Genomic DNA, 15,933 nt, shown 5'->3' with positions numbered 1-15,933 from the left:
ACAGCCGTGTGTGCCGCCCGACTGGAGGGCCGGCGGCTGCGGCAGGCGGGCGGACGACGGCAGCACACTCGCCGCTCGGGCACCGCGAACCAGCTCAGGCGGCAATCCAGGGAACGCGGCAGGCGTGCGGCGCCATGCCTTCCGGGCACAGAGCCTTGATCAGTGCCTTGCGGATGGCTCGCCACGTCCGCAGGGAACACGCCAAGTGGACGCGCAGCTCGACTGCTTCACGCGCACCGCTGCTCTGACCGGGATGTTCCCAGGCCCACTGTTCCGCCAGGATGTCGTACACGTCGGCGGTCGACAGCTCGCTTCCGGGGAGAGTGTCCGCAACGGTCTCGCCGACGACCCGGGCACTCCGGGAACCCGCGGCCTCAACGACGAGTTCCCTGACCCATGCCAACCCCTGCTCGTCTGCGTACAAGCCGAACCTCAGGGAGCGCGTCCTCATTGCGTCAGCCCCTCTTGATGGTCTTCTTGGTGCAGTGCTTTGCGCGGTAGCCGGTGGACATCTGGTCGTTGGCGTTCTTGATGGCTGCCTTCCAAGCGTCCGGCTGTGTCTTGGCGTTGCCGTACCCCTGGACGAATCCATGGGCCGTGTTGTCCGATATGCGCATCTTGGTGCACTGAACGTGTGCTTGCCAGCCGCTTGCCGCCTCCGCGGGAGCGGCGATACCCAAGGACAGCAAAGCCGCGGCGGTGGCGGTGGCGAGGGGGCCGACGGTGAACAGCTTGCGTATCAGTGCTTCTCCAGGGGTCGGTACTCCATATGGCGAATTGACTCAACACCGTCGTGACCATGACATGCAAGATCTTTTGTTCGTGTCGTGACGTAGTGGACCGGGTCTGGCGGAAATATCGGGAAGGGCTTGGTTGTCACAGCGCGCGGGCGATGCGCAGTCGGACCGATCCGCGGCCGTACCCCTGCCGCTTGGTGGTCGTCACCGGTCGATGCGGCCTTCAACGGATCGGAGCGGGCGCAGCTTGAGGCCGAACCGGCAGGCGGTCGACGGGAGACGTCGGGGTCCCGGCGGGCTCGCCGGGTTCGAGCGCTGCCGCGCCGGCGCCGCCACGGGTCAGGGCCCGAACTGACGCCTGCCCAACGGCTCTACCTCCCCACCGCCCCCGTGTGCGCCAGGATCGCCGCCGTCAACGGCCCCAGGACCTGCGGCGGCAGGGCGTGCCCCATGCCCGGGATCTCCACGACGTACGCTCCGTTGACCGCTTGGGCGAGGTGCTGCGGGTGCGGCGGCGGGAACACCGGCTCGGCCGGGGCGGCGATCACCAGCACCGGCACCTCGTTCCTCGCCAGCTGCTCGGTGCGGAGCAGCCCGCTGTTGTCGGCGCGGCCGTGTGCGGTGCCGACGCGGTGGTGCCCGGTGTGCGCGATGGCATCCTCTTCCAGGATGCGGAAGTACTCCTCGTCGAAGGGGAGTTGACCACCGGCGAGTACCCGCCAGTGTGCGATCCGGCGCGCGATCTCCGCCTCTTCGCCCAGGTCCTCCACGGGCCGGGCCCACATCTCCAGGACCTCGGGTGCAATGCCCGGCAGCTCCCCGGCGGGCACGGCGGAGCCGTCCGGCCGGGTGTACGGGAGGGTGCTGAGGGCGCTGGTGCCCATGAGGGTGGCGCTGAGCAGTCGGTCGGGGTGGTCGGCGAGCACCATCTGGGTCAGCATGCCGCCCAATGACAGCCCGACGAGATGCGCGCGTGCGATACCGAGGCCGTCCAGTACGGCGATCACGTCTTCGGCGAGGTCGGCGATCCGGTACGGCCGGGTGGGGGCCCCTCCCGCCCGAAGGGTGGGGGAGAAGGGCCAGGTGGAGCGGCCGGTGTCGCGGTGGTCGTAGCGGATGACCCGGTGGTGCGCGGCCAGCGCGTCGACCAGTGGCTCCGGCCGGCCGACTCCGGTCGCCTGGGCGCCCATGACCAGCAGCAGCGGGGGTGCGTCGGCGGGGCCGCGCTGTTCGGTCCACAGGCGGACGCCGGGGGCGGCGTCGACGAAGTGCTGCATGCGGGGGCCTCCCGGGGTGCGGGTGAGCGGGATGCGGTCCGGGCGGCGTATGCGATCCCAGCGCAACGATACGTATCGTCTTGTTATGGCGGGATCATGTCAACCCACCGGCCGCGGAGAGCGAAGATCGTAAACTTACTTTGCGGTAAATGCCGTAAAGGGGGCGGATGATGGAGGGGTATTCAGGGTGGGAGCTGCGAAGAGCAAGCGGGTGCCGCGGGCGGTCCGGGAGCAGCAGATGCTGGACGCCGCGGTGCGGACGTTCGCGCGGCGCGGGTACCGGGCGGCCTCGATGGACGAGATCGCCGAAGGGGCCGGGGTGTCCAAGCCCCTGGTCTACCTCTATCTGAACTCGAAGGAGGAGCTGTTCAGCCGGGTCATCCGGCGCGAGTCGGCGGCGCTGGTGGCGGCCGTCACGGCGGCCGTGGAGCCGGGCGCGGCGGCCGACCGGCAGCTGTGGAGCGGGCTGAAGGGGTTCTTCGCGCACACCGCCGAACGCCCCGACGGATGGGCGGTGCTGCACCAGCAGGCGCGTACGCAGGGGGAGCCGTTCGCGGTCGAGGTGGCCGCGATGCGGGCGGAGATCGTCCGGTTCGTGACCGTGCTGATCGGTGCCGCCGCGAAGGAGGCCGGCTGCGACGGCGAACTGGCCGACCGCGAGGTGGCGGGCCTGGCGCACGCCCTCGTCGGCGCCGCGGAATCGCTCGCGGAGTGGGCCAACGCACGTACCGCCGACGGCACTTCGGCCTTCGGCGTCTCGGGTGAACGGGAGCGGCCGACGGCCAAGGAGACCGCGGCCACGCTGATGAACTTCGTCTGGGCGGGGCTGGGCCGCCTCATGGCCGGGGAGCGCTGGGCGCCGGGGGGCTGAGCAGCCGCCCCGGCGCCGCGCCGGTCACCCGCGGCCGTTCGCTCAGCGGCCCCCGCCGGCGGCGGCGGACGAGAACGACATCGACATCGCGCCCGCCTGCGCACCGTGCCGCGACCGGTGCGTCCATCCGCCGCCGTACATCGGCGTCTGCGCCTGGCCGGTGACCGGCATCTGGGCCTGGCCCGCGACGGGCATCTGGGCCTGGCCGGTGACCGGCATCTGCGCGGGGCTCGCGTAGGTCGCGTAGTTCGCCGTCGGCTGCGCGGGGCTCGCCGCGGGCGTCTGCGCGTAACTGGTGACCGGCCGCTGGAAGTGGCGCTGCGGCAGGCTCCGGTGCTGCGCCCTCGCGTGGATCACCCGGTGCTTCGTCCCGTGCAGCCCCTGGCGCTTCTTCAGGCGCTCCACCGCCACCTTCCCGTCCTTCGGGTTCACCGTGTAGCGCATGCCCTCGTGCGTGACGGACCGGTGGGTCGAGCTGAGGGTGGCGATCCGCTTGTCCTTGACCTGGATCTTCGCCGTGTAACTGCCGTTGACCTTCTGCACGGTGGCCCGCGCGCCGTTGGCCAGCACGACCGTACGGGCCGGACCCGGCTTGAGCATTTCCTGGCTGCTCCGGCCCTGCGTCCTGGCGCTGACGTGCCTGCCGTCGAAGTACACGAGGATGCCCTTGGTGTAGCTCTCCCCCTTCTTCAGGGTCGCGAACGGCTTGCCGCTGCCGATCGACTGGAGATCGCAGACCCCGTTGTGGATCACGGCCTCCATGCCGCCGCCGATGTCGACGGCCCTGACCTTGCCCTTGGCCGGCGTCTGCGGCGCGGCGTCGGACGCGGGCCGTTCCTGCTGCCCCAGGGTGCCCGCGGCGAACACGGTGGTCGGCACGGCCATGGCCCCGGCGAGCACGGCGGCGGTGCAGAGGGCACGCAGGGAGGTGCGCGAGGCGGGGGAGATGCGGGAGGTCTTCATGGAGCTCGTAACCCTTCTCGATGTGCAAAGCGGGTGAAGTGCCGTCGGCAAACCGGCACACTCCAGCTATTTCCGGATCAATCCGGTCACATCGGAAAATTGGGCAAGGTTCACCCGGTCGAAAGGACGAGGTGTGCGGTGTGCGGATGTCGTGTACGGCTCTTGGCCGCGCCACGGCTCCGGCGTAAATTTACCCGAAAGTAAGGTTACCGCCGGGTCAATAGGGGGCCGGAGGGGGCTGAGGGCTGGAATCTTGCGGATTTCGCGGTCCGGTGGCGCCGGTGCGACGCGGCCGAGGCGCCGGGACCGGTCCGGCGGTCCCGGGCTCCGCGGTGCTCCCGGCCGAACCGGCCCCGTCGCCCGCGGCAACTCGGATACCGCCATTTGCCACGGCCGCCCGGCATCCCCGCCCGTCCCCGCCCCGCGTCACCGCCACCCCCCGCACGTCACCGGAGAAACGAGGAGTCGCTCGTGTTCAACCAGGACAGTGCACCCCCCCGCAACTGCCCCTGCCGTCCCCCAACTCGTCGAGCCGCACCGGGTGTTGGTCGAGGGAGTCGTCCGCGAGGTCTCCGTCCCGCCGCTCGCCCCGCCCGTCCGCACCGGTTCGCTCGGCGACATCCCCTTCACGAACGCCGCCGAGGCCCCGCACCAGACCGTCCTCTCCCGCAGGCAGCCCAGCGGCGCCTGGCGCGACATCACCGCCGCCGAGTTCGCCACCGAGGTGCGCGCCGTCGCCAAAGGGCTCATCGCGCACGGCCTGGAGCCCGGCGACCGCCTAGCGATCATGGCGCGGACCACCTACGAGTGGACCCTCATCGACTTCGCCGCCTGGGCCGCCGGCCTGGTCACCGTCCCCATCTACCCGACCTCCTCCGCCCACCAGGCGCAGTGGATCCTCCAGGACTCCGCCGCCCGCGCCTGCGTCGTCGAGACCGTCGACGAGACCCGCCTGATCAGCGGCGTCCGCACCCACCTCCCCGCACTCAGCCACCTCTGGCAGTTCAACACCGGCGCCGTCGCCCAGCTCATCGACGCGGGCCGCGACCTCCCCGACGAGGCCGTCGACGCCCGCCGGGCCGCCCTCGCCCCGGCCGCCGTCGCCACCCTCATCTACACCTCCGGCACCACCGGCCGCCCCAAGGGCTGCGTCCTCACCCACGCCAACTTCTTCGCCGAGGTCGACAACGCCGTCGAACTGCTGCACCCCGTCTTCCGGTCCGTCAGCGACGAGCCCGCCGCCACCCTCCTCTTCCTGCCCCTCTCGCACGTCTTCGGCCGCATGGTCGCCGTCGGCTGCCTGCGCGCCCGGGTCCGCCTCGGCCACGCCCCCAGCATCCAGACCGACGAATTCCTTGCCGACCTCGCCGGCTTCCGCCCCACCTTCCTCCTCGCCATCCCCTACGTCCTGGAGAAGGTCTTCAACACCGGCCGCGCCACCGCGGAGAAAATGGGCCGCGCCGCCTCGTTCGACCGCGCCGTCCGGATAGCCCGCGCCTACGGCGAGGCGGTCGAGGCCCAGGAGCACGGCACCGGCCCCGGCCCCGGCGTCGCCCTCCGGGCCGCCCGCAAGCTCTACGACCCCCTCGTCTACCGCCGTATCCGCTCCGCCCTCGGCGGCAAGGTCCGCTACGCGATCTGCGGCGGCTCCCCCCTGGGCCGCCGGCTCGCCGCCTTCTACTCCGGCGCCGGCATCGAGATCTTCGAGGGCTACGGCCTGACGGAGACCACCGCGGCGGCCACCGTCACGCCACCCCTCCGCCCCCGCATCGGCACGGTCGGCTGGCCGCTCCCCGGCAGCGCCGTCCGTATCGCCGACGACGGCGAGATCCTGCTCCGCGGCGGCCACGTCTTCTCCGGCTACTGGGACGCCGAGCTCGGCGCCGCCCGCCCCGCGACCGATCAGGACGGCTGGCTCGCCACCGGCGACCTCGGCGCGCTCGACGCCGACGGCTACCTCGCCATCACCGGCCGCAAGAAGGAGATCATCGTGACCAGCGGCGGCAAGAACGTCGCCCCCGCGCCCCTGGAGGACCGCCTCCGCTCGCACCCCCTCGTAGGCCAGTGCATGGTCGTCGGCGAGAACCGCCCGTACATCACCGCGCTGATCACCCTGGAGCCCGACGGCCTCTCCCACTGGCGCCAGATGACCAAGAAACGCGACACCCCGCTCACCGAACTCGTCCGGGACGAACGCCTCCTCGCCGACATCCAGCACGCCGTCGACGACGCCAACAAACTCGTCTCCCGCGCCGAGTCCATCCGCCGCTTCGCCATCCTCCCGGCGGACTTCAGCGAGCAAACCGGGCATCTGACCCCCTCCCTCAAACTCCGCCGCGCCCTGGTCGTCCGCGACTTCGCAAAAGAGATAGACCAGCTTTACGAAAGCCAGTAACCCCCGGTATGGAGCTGTGACTCTCCGCACGTCAAACTGGATGCCCCGTGTCACCTCTGTGGGGGAGGTGGCACGGGGTTTTCGGCGTACCCGGGAGCCCAACGCCCCGTTGCTCGGACCGGCCCTAAGCGTCGGCGACCTCGCACCACACCGTCTTGCCCGCCTCCCCCTGCCGTACGCCCCACCGCAGCGCGACGGCATCCAGCAGCGCCATCCCGCGACCGCTCTCGTCGTCGGCCGTCGCCCGCAGCAGCACGGGCAGCGCCCGGGGGTCCGGATCGGTCACCTCGATCCGCGTACGTCCATCGGCGCGGACGGCGACGTGAACGGTCACCGGGGACCCCTCGCCGACGTGGCGAACGACGTTACCGAGCAACTCGCTGACGCACAGCTCGACTTCGGGCCACAAGCCGCCGAGATGAGCACGTAGGGTGCGCCGCAGCGCGGGGACTTCCTTCGGCACGGCAAGCAACTCCACGGTGAGCGGCTTGCAGGGCGATGTCACCGTGCCGCCGCCTTGCGCAGCACCTCGGCCAGCTTCCGCGCCGTAGCCGTGTTGCAGTTGCCCAGCGCGACCAGCGGCGGCGGATAACTCCCCGCGAACGACGGCAACTCGACCCCGAGGGAGGGGAGCGTGATCCCGTTCTCCCGCAACGCGGAACGGAGCCCTTCCGCACACTCGTGCACGTCATCGGGGGCGGGGTTGGGGTGGGGCATGGGCATGGACCCTTCTGTGCGCATTGTGACGAACTGCTCACAGATTGACGTCGACGCGGCGTAGCGTGGAAGGGAATTCGACCTCGCTGAGTAAATGGTGGATAGGTGAACTATGCCTGCACGCAGGGATGTTGATGGGTCGGTGAGCGTCCCCGCTTTCTACGGCGCCGAGCTGCGCTGGAAGCGGGAGGCGGCAGGGTTGACCCTCAAGGAAACCGTCGAAGGCAGCTACTTCGGCGAGACGTACCTCAGCGAGATCGAACACGGCAAGCGCCGCATGCCGGTCGAACTCGCCTGCCACGTGGACCGCCTCCTGAAGACCGACGGCTACTTCGAGCGCCGCTGCGCGGATGTGCGCAAGGCGCGGCGGGCGGGGCATGCGGGTTACGTCGAGCGAGTGCTGGAGGCGGAGCAGCACGCCGAGACGATCGAGGAATGGTGCCCCACGCTCGTTCCCGGCTTGTTGCAGTCAGCCGCGTACACGCGAGCTGTGGTGCTGGCGACGCACCCGCTCTTGACGGAGGAGGAAGTTGAGAAGAAGGTCGACCGCCGCGCCGCGCGGGCATGCCTCTTCGAGGACGACCACAAGACCCCGATGTACTGGGCGATCCTGCACGAGTCGTTGCTGAGGCACCCCATCCTCCCGGCAAGGGAAATGGCCGAGCAGTTGGATCACGTCGCGGCGCTGGCGAGGCGACGGAGGATCGTTCTCCAGATCCTTCCGTGGAACAGGGGGCCGCATCCCTTCATGCTCGGCACCGCCAAGATCATGACTTTTGCCGATGCTCCTCCGCTGTTCTATACGGAGTCGCTGCACACCGGGGACACCATCGAGGATCCGGCACTCGTCGCCCAGTACCGCAAGTCGTACGATCTGCTCAGGGCCGCCGCACAGCCGCCTGGGGCGTCCCTGGCCATCATCGAGGCAGCGGCAGAGGACTATCGAAATGGCAAGCAACCGGATTGACTTGAGCGCTGCTCGCTGGCGTAAGAGCAGCTACAGCAACGGTTCCGACGGGGATTGCGTCGAGGTCGCCGACGGCCTCCCCGGCATTATCCCCGTCCGCGATAGCAAGGACCTTCAGGGACCGGCCCTCAGGTTCTCAACTGCCGCCTGGAGCACCTTCGTTGGAGCCATCGCCGCCTCCTGACACCCCTCAACGCGGCGGCAGGGCAACAGCCGTCTGCATCTGGCACGAGTTGCACCAGAACGCCCACCCGTTCGCGTCGACGGAGCGCGAGCCGCACGCCAGACACGGGTCGCCGACGAAGCTCGCGGCGACCCAGGCGCCGGCCGTCGCGGCCCGTCGGCCGGCGGCCGTGCGCTCCTCCGCGTAGCAGGGGATGCAGACGCCGCCGTCCCGGCCGGGCAGCTTCATCGGGCGCAACGCGCAGACGGCGCAGGGCAGTTTGCCGACGTACTGGGCGTCCAGGCCGACCGGCTTGCCGTTTCCGCTGAAGGCCGCCATGGCCTGCCTCCTCTATGCCAGGACGGTTCCGGTGCCGGCGCAACCGGAGCACTGCGTGGTGACCTTGTGGCCGTCGGGGGTCTCCCACTCCACGGTGCCCGCGCCGCCGCAGTCGGGGCAGGGCTTCTGCGGAGGCATGTCCTCGCTCATTCTGCCCACGGTAGGGCGTGTCATGTGGCCATGCGACCACTTTCCGTGATCGGCCCGCACTCCACCGCGATCGGGCTCCGGGGGCTCCGCGAGCCGGGGCCCTGAAGCGTGTCGTGAGCTGTTCATGGACCGGCCGACAGACCGGCCCCGCCTCGCCCCGTCCCTGAGTGATCGTTCCGGCGCGTTAATTCCGCGACAAGGGGGCGGTTTTTTCTCTCCGTGCCCCGTGGCCTGCCCGAACGGGGAGGAGCGGCCGGGGAGGGGGCGTTCCCGTGTTTCTCGCGGCGCAATGCGGCGGACGGGAAGAGTTCATGCAGGTGCCGTTCAAACCGCAGCCGCAAAGAAGCGGGCGAACAAAAGGCAGGAGCCCCGAGCTCCTCCCGAAAGGAGGAGCGGGGCTCCTTGGGTACTACTAGTCGACCTAATAGGTGAAGGTCTGACCGGGCAACTTAGACCGGCGTGACGTTCTCCGCCTGCGGGCCCTTCGGGCCCTGCGTGACGTCGAAGTTAACCTGCTGGTTCTCCTCCAGGGAGCGGAAACCAGAGGCGTTGATCGCCGAGTAGTGGACGAAGACATCCGGGCCGCCGCCGTCCTGGGCGATGAAGCCGAAGCCCTTTTCAGCGTTGAACCACTTGACGGTTCCGGTAGCCATGAGCCCTCCTTGGGCCAAAGGGTTGCCCTGCTCCAGAACCTGCAAACAAGTCTGAAAACTACAAAAGCCTGCGGGTTACATGCTCCGCAGGCTCTGTACTGCAAGGGAAACCAAACTGCAACTTGCGCTGAGCGTAGCATGGTGCGCTCCTGAGGCGGAAGAGCCAAAGATCACGTTTAGCCGAGAGCGTGAAAGGTCATACCTGGGACCCGCCGTGCCGCACCGAGAGAGGCGGGTCTAGCCTCCGCATGTGGACAATTCAACCTTCGGAGACGCACCCGCAGGAGCCGACGCCGACCACCGTCGCAGCCGGCCGCGAGTGGGCCACATCCAGTTCCTGAACTGCCTGCCCCTTTACTGGGGCCTGGCCCGTACGGGCACGCTGCTCGACCTGGACCTGACAAAGGACACCCCGGAGAAGCTCAGCGAACAGCTGGTGCGCGGGGAACTCGACATCGCGCCGATCACGCTCGTCGAATTCCTGCGGTCCGCCGATGATCTCGTCGCCTTCCCCGACCTCGCGGTCGGCTGCGACGGGCCGGTGATGTCCTGCGTGATCGTCTCGCAGAAGCCGCTGGAGCAGCTGGACGGCGCCCGGGTCGCCCTCGGGTCGACCTCGCGGACGTCCGTACGGCTCGCGCAGCTGCTGCTCGCCGAGAAGATCGGGGTGCAGCCCGAGTACTACCGCTGCCCGCCGGACCTCGGGCTGATGATGCAGGAGGCGGACGCCGCGGTGCTGATCGGCGATGCCGCGCTGCGCGCCAATCTGCACGACGGTCCCAGGCTCGGGCTGGAGGTGCACGACCTGGGCCAGATGTGGAAGGACTGGACGGGGCTGCCGTTCGTCTTCGCCGTATGGGCGGCCCGGCGGGACTACCTGGAGCGCGAGCCGGCGGTGGTCGGGAAGGTGCACGAGGCGTTCCTGGCCTCCCGTGACCTGTCGCTGGAGGAGGTCACCAAGGTCGCCGAGCAGGCCGCCCGCTGGGAGCACTTCGACGAGGCGGTGCTGGAGCGGTACTTCACCACGCTCGACTTCCGGTTCGGGGCGGATCAGCTGCGGGGCGTCACCGAGTTCGCGCGCCGGGTCGGCCCGACGACCGGGTTCCCGGCCGACGTGAAGGTGGAGCTGCTGGCCGGGGCGCACCAGGTGTGATGTCCGCGGCCGGCGGCATCACGCACACGCCGACGTGCGGGCGGAGCCGCACCGCACCGGCGTCGGTCCGGCGTCGTGGTGAGTGCGTACGGCCGGTGTCACGGTGCCGGCGTAGGGCCCGGCGTCACGGTGACGGCGTCGGGCCGCGGAGGACCTTGCTGATGGCCTCCAGGCTCGCGTCCCGCATGCCCCTGATGTAGCTCCTGGCGTTGTGCCCGCCGTCCTGGATGACGTGCAGGTGCGCCTTCACGGGCCCCTTGGCGTACTGCCGGATGAAGCGCTCCAGGTTGGCCCGGCCGCCCTCCTGGGTGCCGATCTGGAACTGGAGGTAGACGTCCGGGGCGCCGGGGCGGGCGGCGAGGCGCCGGGCCAGGCGCTCCGGGTCGTTGGCCCGCTTCTCCTTCTCGTGGCCGCGCCAGAGGGGGGAGTCGGGGCGGGTGTCGGGGCCGCTGGCGATCACCGCCTTGAAGCGGTCGGGGTGCTGGAGGACCTGCTTGAGACCGACGAAACCGCCCGACGAGGAGCCCATGATCGCCCAGCCGTCGCGGCTGGTGAAGGTCCGGAAGTTGGCCCTGACCAGGTCGGGGACGTCGTCGGAGATCCAGGTGCCCATCTTCGGCTGCCCCGGGATGTCGCTGCCGTCGTAGTAGCGCTTGCCGGGGTTGAGGACCGGCATGGCGACGATGAAGGGCTTGCTGCGGCCCTGGGCCACCAGATCGCTGATCGTGCGCTGGAGCTTGAGGTCGGGGCCCCTCCAGTAGTTGGCGGGGTAGCCGTAGCTGCCGGGCAGGGCGAGGAGGACGGGGAACGCGCTGTTGCGGTAGCGGTCCTCGTAGTACTCCTTCGGGGCCCAGACCCACACCTTGCCGGTGAAGCCGGACTTCTTCCCGTGCAGCGTCGTGACGCCGATCTTCGTGCCGTCGCTGAGCGTGCTTGCCGTACGGAACTCCGCACGCGGGCCGGTCGGCATCCGTACCGAGGGGTCGGCGGCGGTCGGCAGCGGCGGGCCGGGGACGCCGTCGGGGATCGCCTGGCTGAACGACATGGGCTCGCCGGTGTCGTTGAGGACGTCCATGTACTTGACCATGGGGTACGCGCCGAGCCCCAGGACGGCGATGAACGCGGTGAGCAGGGAGAGCCGCCACTTGGGCCGGGGGCTCTCGGGAGTACGGCGACCACGGCGGCGGAACTTCGGGCGCGGGCGGTGGTGCACGGCGTTCTCCGGAGGGTCGCGCGGCGGCGTGGGGCGCTGTCGCAGGGCAGGACCGCGGGGGCGGAAAGGTCGGGCGGGGTGGCCGACTTTGTGTCCTGTTTGATGCGGAAAGCGGGGCGGAGGTTTCCGGGTCGGCGCATGACGTGGGTCATAAGTGTCTCGGGACCGGGGCAAGACGTGGTCATCAGCGCTTCGGGGTTCGGGCAAGACGCGGGGCGTGGGCGTTTCGGGGCCGGGGCCGGGGCTACGGCTGGGACGGGACGGGACGTGGGTCGTCGGCGTTCCGGGGCTGGGGCTGGGGCTGGGGCTGGGGCTGGGGCTGGGGCTGGGGCTGGGGCAGGACGTGGGGCGTGGGCGTTTCGGGGCCGGGGCAGGGCGTGGGCCATAAGCTGGGTGCGCCGTCATAAGGGGGAGGCGCGATGGAGCCGCTGGCAGGGGATGATCCACGGGTCCTGGGCGGATACCGGCTGCTCGGCCGGCTCGGCGCGGGCGGCATGGGGCGGGTCTATCTGGGGCGCAGCGCGGGCGGCCGGACCGTCGCGGTCAAGGTCGTCCATGCGCAGTTCGCCGCCGACGAGCAGTTCCGGGCGCGGTTCCGGCGGGAGATCGAATCGGCGCGGCGGGTGGGCGCGTCCTGGACCGCGCCCGTACTGGACGCCGATCCGGAAGCCTCCGTTCCGTGGATCGCCACCGGCTATGCGGCGGGCCCCTCACTGGCACAGGCGGTCACCGCGTTCGGGCCGCTGGCCGAGCACTCCGTACGGGCCCTGGGCGCCGGACTGGCCGAGGCACTGACCGCGGTGCACGCCCTCGGGCTCGTCCACCGGGACGTCAAACCTTCCAACGTCCTGCTGACGCTGGACGGGCCGCTGCTGATCGACTTCGGCATCGCCCGCGCGACGGACGGCACCGCCTCCCTGACGTCCACCGGGGTGTCGGTCGGGTCACCGGGCTACATGGCGCCCGAACAGATCCTGGGGAAGGGCGCGGAGGGCGCGGCCGACGTCTTCTCGCTCGGGGCGGTACTGGCGTTCGCGGCCACCGGAGTCCCCCCGTTCCCCGGGGACTCGTCCGCCGCCCTCCTCTACAAGGTGGTGCACGAGGAACCGGAACTCGGCCCGCAACTCGCCGGTGAACTGCGTGAATTGGTGACCGGCTGCCTCGCCAAGGACCCGGCGCGGCGGCCCGCGCCCGAGGCGGTCGCGGCGCGGCTCGCGGGGGAGGGGAGCGGCGGCGCGGCCGGGCTGGTGCGCGCCGGCTGGCTGCCGGCACCGGTCGTCGAGCAGGTCAGCCGGCAGGCGGTGGAACTGCTGAACCTTGAGGTGGAGGAGCGGGAGGGCCGGGAGCAACGGGAGGACCGGGAAGAGGGGGCGGGGGCTACGGGGACGGCGGGGGTCCCCAGCGGGACGTTCGGGCCGCCGGATCCGTCGTACGGGGCGGTGTCCGGGCTGATCCCCTTCGACGCGCCGGCCCAGGCCGAGGCCGAGGCCCCCGCGGACCGGCCCGGCGGGCCCGGCACGCCGCCCCCGGCCGCCCCGCCCTCCGTACCGCATCTGTCCGTACCGCATCTGTCCGTGCCGCACCCGCCCGTGCCGCACCCGCCCGTGCCGCTGCCGCCCACGCCTCCGTCCTCGGCACCACCGGAGTCCGCCTGGCCGTCCGCCGGCGCGCCACCGGCGACTCCGCACGCCTCCGGTGCCGCTGACATCGCTGGTGTTGCCGGTGCTTCCGGTGTCTCCGGTGCTTCCGGTGTCTCCGGTACCTCCGGTGCCGCCGCTGTCGCGGATCTGCCGACCGGGTCCCCGACTCCGCCCCCGCCCCCGCCCCCGCCTCCGTCTCCGTCGCCTCCGGCTGCTGCCTCCAAGGAGCGACGGATCGCGCTCGCCGGCGCCGTCGGCGGCAAGGACCGGCCGCGGCGGGTGAGCTGCACGCTGGTGCTGTCGGTGGCCGGCGCACTGGCCGCCGCGACGACCGCCGGGTTCGTCTTCACCATGCTGAAGAACGGTGGTGGCACCAACGCCGCCCAGCCGCCCTCCGGGCACACCCCGTCGGCACAGCCACAGCCCTCCGGGTCGCCCGACGGATCCGGCGACGCCGTCCCGCACCCCTTCCTCGGCACCTGGAGCGGCGGCATCACGATGGCCAACGGAATCCCCAACGGCTCCATGACCAGCGTCATCACGGCCGGTCACAAGGGGGAGACCGTGGTCCGTACGACGTATGACGCGCTGCTGGTGCACTGCCAGGCGAAGGCGAAGCTGCTGTCGGCCTCCGGGGGCAAGCTGGTGCTCCAGGAGAGCCCGGACGGCAATCAAGGGCCGGGCTGCACGGGCAACACCTCCACGGTGACGTACACCCTCGGCAAGAACGGCGCGCTCACCTTCACCTCCGACGACAAACGGGGCGGCACCCCGAAGGCGACCTTGGCGAAGAGCGGCTGAGGCCGCGGGGAGGGCGGCTGAGGCCGCGGCGCAGGGCGGCCGGGAGGCGGCTCTCCCCGTCGGCGCCGGGGGGTTCCCGGCCGCCCCCGAGGCCGTCGCCCCCCTGGCGTAGGCTGGTTCAGCCCTTCAGTGCTTCAGTTCCTGAGTACGGCCTGCGCTCCTCACCGCGCGCACTGTGCTCACTGCTCACTGACTGCGCCTACTGTCTGTCCGCCTCCGAAAGGGACGCCCCGGTGACCGAGAACGCCGACCTCCAGTCCGTACTCGACCGCGCCGCACAGGGTGGGCGCATCACCCCGGAGGAAGCGCTCGACCTCTACCGCTCCGCGCCGCTGCACGCGCTGGGCCAGGCCGCCGACGCCGTACGCCGCCGCCGCTACGCCGGCACCGAGCACATCGCGACGTACATCATCGAGCGCAACATCAACTACACCAACGTCTGCGTGACGGCCTGCAAGTTCTGCGCGTTCTACGCCGCCCCCAAGGACACCGCCAAGGGCTGGACCCGCGACCTGGACGACATCCTGCGCCGCTGCGCAGAGACCGTCGAACTGGGCGGCACCCAGATCATGTTCCAGGGCGGCCACCACCCGGACTACGGCGTCGAGTACTACGAAGAGCACTTCTCGGCCATCAAGAAGGCGTTCCCGCAGCTGGTCATCCACTCCCTCGGCGCCTCCGAGGTCGAGCACATGGCGCGGATCTCCAAGGTCTCCGTCGAGGAGGCGATCTCGCGGATCCACGCCGCGGGCCTGGACTCCTTCGCCGGCGCGGGTGCCGAACTGCTCCCCGCCCGCCCCCGCAAGGCCATCGCGCCGCTGAAGGAGTCCGGCGAGCGCTGGCTGGAAATCATGGAGGCGGCCCACAATCTGGGCGTCGAGTCCACCTCCACCATGCTGATGGGCACCGGCGAGACCAACGCCGAGCGCATCGAGCACCTCCGGATGATCCGCGACGTCCAGGACCGTACGGGCGGCTTCCGCGCCTTCATCCCGTACACCTACCAGCCGGAGAACAACCACCTGAAGGGCCAGACGCAGGCCACCCTCTTCGAGTACCTGCGCATGATCGCCATCGCCCGGATCTTCCTCGACAACGTCGCGCACATCCAGGGCTCGTGGCTGACCACCGGCAAGGAGGTCGGCCAGCTGTCGCTGCACTACGGCGCGGACGACCTCGGCTCGATCATGCTGGAGGAGAACGTGGTCTCCTCGGCCGGCGCCAAGCACCGCTCCAACCGCCAGGAGATCATCGACCTGATCCGCAAGGCGGACCGCGTCCCGGCACAGCGCGCGACGACGTACGAGCACCTGGTCGTCCACGACGACCCGGCCAACGACCCGGTGGACGACCGCGTGGTCTCACACCTCTCGTCCACGGCCATCGACGGCGGCACCGCCCACCCCGAACTGAAGCTGATCGAGACCAACTGACCCCAGCCACAGGCGAGAACCGAGCCCGACGGCGTTGCGTACCGACCGGGCGTCGGCGTTGCGTACCGACCGGGCGACGGTGGTTCGTGCGAACCGGGCGACGGTGGTAGGTGTGAACCGAGCTGCGGTGGTTCGTGCGAACCGAGCTGCGGTGGTAGGTGTGAACCGAGCCGCGGTGGTAGGTGTGAACCGAGCCGCGGTGGTAGGTGTGAACCGAGCCGCGGTGGTAGGTGTGAACTGGGCAACGGCGGTATGTATGAACCGAGCTGCGGTGGTACGTGCGAACCGGGGCAACGGCAGTACGTGTGAACCGGGTGCGACAGCGGGGGTGAACTGGCCGTGGCCGACGCGAACGGGGCACGACGACAGCCCGGGCGGCAGCCCCGGCGGCAGCCCCGGCGACCGAGCCATAACTGGTCGCCGAGCCATAACTGGTCGTCGAGCCAAGACTGGTCGTCGAG

General features: G+C 70.6%; 17 protein-coding genes. 7 read left to right on the top strand and 10 right to left on the bottom strand.

Going from position 1 to position 15,933, the window contains the following annotated elements; all coding sequences use genetic code 11:
• Nucleotides 1–94: 94 nt before the first annotated feature.
• The 3 genes from IEZ17_RS15385 to IEZ17_RS15375 all read right to left on the bottom strand — a co-directional run bounded on the left by IEZ17_RS15385 (nucleotide 95) and on the right by IEZ17_RS15375 (nucleotide 2,014).
• Nucleotides 95–451 (bottom strand): hypothetical protein, encoded by a 357-nt coding sequence (locus IEZ17_RS15385; protein ID WP_189300389.1) that lies wholly within the window; start codon nucleotides 449–451, stop codon nucleotides 95–97.
• Between the two features lie 4 nt (nucleotides 452–455).
• On the bottom strand, nucleotides 456–617 hold the full coding sequence (locus IEZ17_RS42350) for a hypothetical protein (protein WP_229852280.1): 162 nt from the start codon (nucleotides 615–617) through the stop codon (nucleotides 456–458).
• Between the two features lie 491 nt (nucleotides 618–1,108).
• On the bottom strand, nucleotides 1,109–2,014 hold the full coding sequence (locus IEZ17_RS15375; protein WP_189300387.1) for an alpha/beta fold hydrolase: 906 nt from the start codon (nucleotides 2,012–2,014) through the stop codon (nucleotides 1,109–1,111).
• Between the two features lie 187 nt (nucleotides 2,015–2,201).
• Here IEZ17_RS15375 and IEZ17_RS15370 point away from each other — a divergent pair, with 187 nt between their 5' ends.
• Nucleotides 2,202–2,885, top strand: coding sequence for a TetR/AcrR family transcriptional regulator (locus IEZ17_RS15370; RefSeq protein WP_229852279.1), 684 nt, complete (start codon nucleotides 2,202–2,204; stop codon nucleotides 2,883–2,885).
• Nucleotides 2,886–2,927: 42 nt separating this feature from the next.
• Here IEZ17_RS15370 and IEZ17_RS15365 read toward each other — a convergent pair whose 3' ends face one another.
• Entirely contained in the window at nucleotides 2,928–3,848 is a 921-nt protein-coding gene (locus tag IEZ17_RS15365; RefSeq protein ID WP_189300385.1) for a hypothetical protein, read from the bottom strand.
• Between the two features lie 487 nt (nucleotides 3,849–4,335).
• On the opposite strand from IEZ17_RS15365, the gene IEZ17_RS15360 reads away from it, so the two are divergent.
• Nucleotides 4,336–6,243 (top strand): AMP-dependent synthetase/ligase, encoded by a 1,908-nt coding sequence (locus IEZ17_RS15360; RefSeq protein WP_189300383.1) that lies wholly within the window; start codon nucleotides 4,336–4,338, stop codon nucleotides 6,241–6,243.
• A 124-nt stretch (nucleotides 6,244–6,367) separates the two neighbouring features.
• On the opposite strand, the gene IEZ17_RS15355 is transcribed toward IEZ17_RS15360, so the two are convergent.
• Together IEZ17_RS15355 and IEZ17_RS15350 are read right to left on the bottom strand one after the other, a co-directional pair.
• Nucleotides 6,368–6,748, bottom strand: coding sequence for an ATP-binding protein (locus IEZ17_RS15355; protein ID WP_189300381.1), 381 nt, complete (start codon nucleotides 6,746–6,748; stop codon nucleotides 6,368–6,370).
• Nucleotides 6,745–6,960, bottom strand: a complete 216-nt coding sequence (locus tag IEZ17_RS15350; protein ID WP_189300502.1) for a hypothetical protein — start codon at nucleotides 6,958–6,960, stop codon at nucleotides 6,745–6,747. Before IEZ17_RS15350 ends, IEZ17_RS15355 begins: the two co-directional genes overlap by 4 nt.
• A 112-nt stretch (nucleotides 6,961–7,072) precedes the next feature.
• Here IEZ17_RS15350 and IEZ17_RS15345 point away from each other — a divergent pair, with 112 nt between their 5' ends.
• Nucleotides 7,073–7,927 (top strand): helix-turn-helix domain-containing protein, encoded by an 855-nt coding sequence (locus tag IEZ17_RS15345; RefSeq protein WP_189300379.1) that lies wholly within the window; start codon nucleotides 7,073–7,075, stop codon nucleotides 7,925–7,927.
• A complete protein-coding gene (locus IEZ17_RS15340) occupies nucleotides 7,908–8,111 on the top strand; it encodes a DUF397 domain-containing protein (RefSeq protein WP_189300378.1) in 204 nt (67 codons plus the stop codon). Before IEZ17_RS15345 ends, IEZ17_RS15340 begins: the two co-directional genes overlap by 20 nt.
• Before the next feature lie 6 nt (nucleotides 8,112–8,117).
• Here IEZ17_RS15340 and IEZ17_RS15335 read toward each other — a convergent pair whose 3' ends face one another.
• From IEZ17_RS15335 to IEZ17_RS15325, 3 genes are all read right to left on the bottom strand, one after another.
• Nucleotides 8,118–8,429, bottom strand: a complete 312-nt coding sequence (locus tag IEZ17_RS15335; protein WP_189300376.1) for a hypothetical protein — start codon at nucleotides 8,427–8,429, stop codon at nucleotides 8,118–8,120.
• 12 nt (nucleotides 8,430–8,441) lie between these two features.
• Nucleotides 8,442–8,579: a hypothetical protein gene (locus IEZ17_RS15330; RefSeq protein ID WP_189300374.1), complete on the bottom strand. Its 138-nt coding sequence runs from the start codon at nucleotides 8,577–8,579 to the stop codon at nucleotides 8,442–8,444.
• 449 nt (nucleotides 8,580–9,028) lie between these two features.
• Nucleotides 9,029–9,232, bottom strand: coding sequence for a cold-shock protein (locus IEZ17_RS15325; RefSeq protein ID WP_003984261.1), 204 nt, complete (start codon nucleotides 9,230–9,232; stop codon nucleotides 9,029–9,031).
• A gap of 250 nt (nucleotides 9,233–9,482) precedes the next feature.
• On the opposite strand from IEZ17_RS15325, the gene IEZ17_RS15320 reads away from it, so the two are divergent.
• Nucleotides 9,483–10,385, top strand: a complete 903-nt coding sequence (locus IEZ17_RS15320; RefSeq protein WP_189300372.1) for a menaquinone biosynthetic enzyme MqnA/MqnD family protein — start codon at nucleotides 9,483–9,485, stop codon at nucleotides 10,383–10,385.
• Between the two features lie 124 nt (nucleotides 10,386–10,509).
• On the opposite strand, the gene IEZ17_RS15315 is transcribed toward IEZ17_RS15320, so the two are convergent.
• Nucleotides 10,510–11,598, bottom strand: coding sequence for an alpha/beta hydrolase (locus tag IEZ17_RS15315; protein ID WP_229852278.1), 1,089 nt, complete (start codon nucleotides 11,596–11,598; stop codon nucleotides 10,510–10,512).
• Between the two features lie 419 nt (nucleotides 11,599–12,017).
• Here IEZ17_RS15315 and IEZ17_RS15310 point away from each other — a divergent pair, with 419 nt between their 5' ends.
• Together IEZ17_RS15310 and mqnC are read left to right on the top strand one after the other, a co-directional pair.
• Complete coding sequence (locus tag IEZ17_RS15310) at nucleotides 12,018–14,039, top strand: serine/threonine-protein kinase (protein ID WP_189300370.1); 2,022 nt, start codon at nucleotides 12,018–12,020, stop codon at nucleotides 14,037–14,039.
• A gap of 233 nt (nucleotides 14,040–14,272) precedes the next feature.
• The gene (gene mqnC, locus IEZ17_RS15305) at nucleotides 14,273–15,472 is read left to right on the top strand and encodes a cyclic dehypoxanthinyl futalosine synthase (RefSeq protein WP_189300368.1); all 1,200 of its coding nucleotides are present in this window, start codon (nucleotides 14,273–14,275) and stop codon (nucleotides 15,470–15,472) included.
• Nucleotides 15,473–15,933: the final 461 nt, after the last annotated feature.

Origin of the sequence: Streptomyces albospinus, assembly GCF_014648695.1 — a bacterium.
Lineage (GTDB): Bacteria > Actinomycetota > Actinomycetes > Streptomycetales > Streptomycetaceae > Streptomyces > Streptomyces albospinus.
This window is presented reverse-complemented; position numbering and strand designations above follow the sequence as displayed.

What these genes read in the sequence shown, in the direction of transcription:
- IEZ17_RS15385 (WP_189300389.1), bottom strand. Translation starts at nt 451, where the DNA reads ATGAGGACGCGCTCCCTGAGGTTCGGCTTGTACGCAGACGAGCAGGGG.
- IEZ17_RS42350 (WP_229852280.1), bottom strand. Translation starts at nt 617, where the DNA reads ATGCGCATATCGGACAACACGGCCCATGGATTCGTCCAGGGGTACGGC.
- IEZ17_RS15375 (WP_189300387.1), bottom strand. Translation starts at nt 2,014, where the DNA reads ATGCAGCACTTCGTCGACGCCGCCCCCGGCGTCCGCCTGTGGACCGAA.
- IEZ17_RS15365 (WP_189300385.1), bottom strand. Translation starts at nt 3,848, where the DNA reads ATGAAGACCTCCCGCATCTCCCCCGCCTCGCGCACCTCCCTGCGTGCC.
- IEZ17_RS15350 (WP_189300502.1), bottom strand. Translation starts at nt 6,960, where the DNA reads ATGCCCCACCCCAACCCCGCCCCCGATGACGTGCACGAGTGTGCGGAA.
- IEZ17_RS15345 (WP_189300379.1), top strand. Translation starts at nt 7,073, where the DNA reads ATGCCTGCACGCAGGGATGTTGATGGGTCGGTGAGCGTCCCCGCTTTC.
- IEZ17_RS15340 (WP_189300378.1), top strand. Translation starts at nt 7,908, where the DNA reads ATGGCAAGCAACCGGATTGACTTGAGCGCTGCTCGCTGGCGTAAGAGC.
- IEZ17_RS15335 (WP_189300376.1), bottom strand. Translation starts at nt 8,429, where the DNA reads ATGGCGGCCTTCAGCGGAAACGGCAAGCCGGTCGGCCTGGACGCCCAG.
- IEZ17_RS15330 (WP_189300374.1), bottom strand. Translation starts at nt 8,579, where the DNA reads ATGAGCGAGGACATGCCTCCGCAGAAGCCCTGCCCCGACTGCGGCGGC.
- IEZ17_RS15325 (WP_003984261.1), bottom strand. Translation starts at nt 9,232, where the DNA reads ATGGCTACCGGAACCGTCAAGTGGTTCAACGCTGAAAAGGGCTTCGGC.
- IEZ17_RS15310 (WP_189300370.1), top strand. Translation starts at nt 12,018, where the DNA reads ATGGAGCCGCTGGCAGGGGATGATCCACGGGTCCTGGGCGGATACCGG.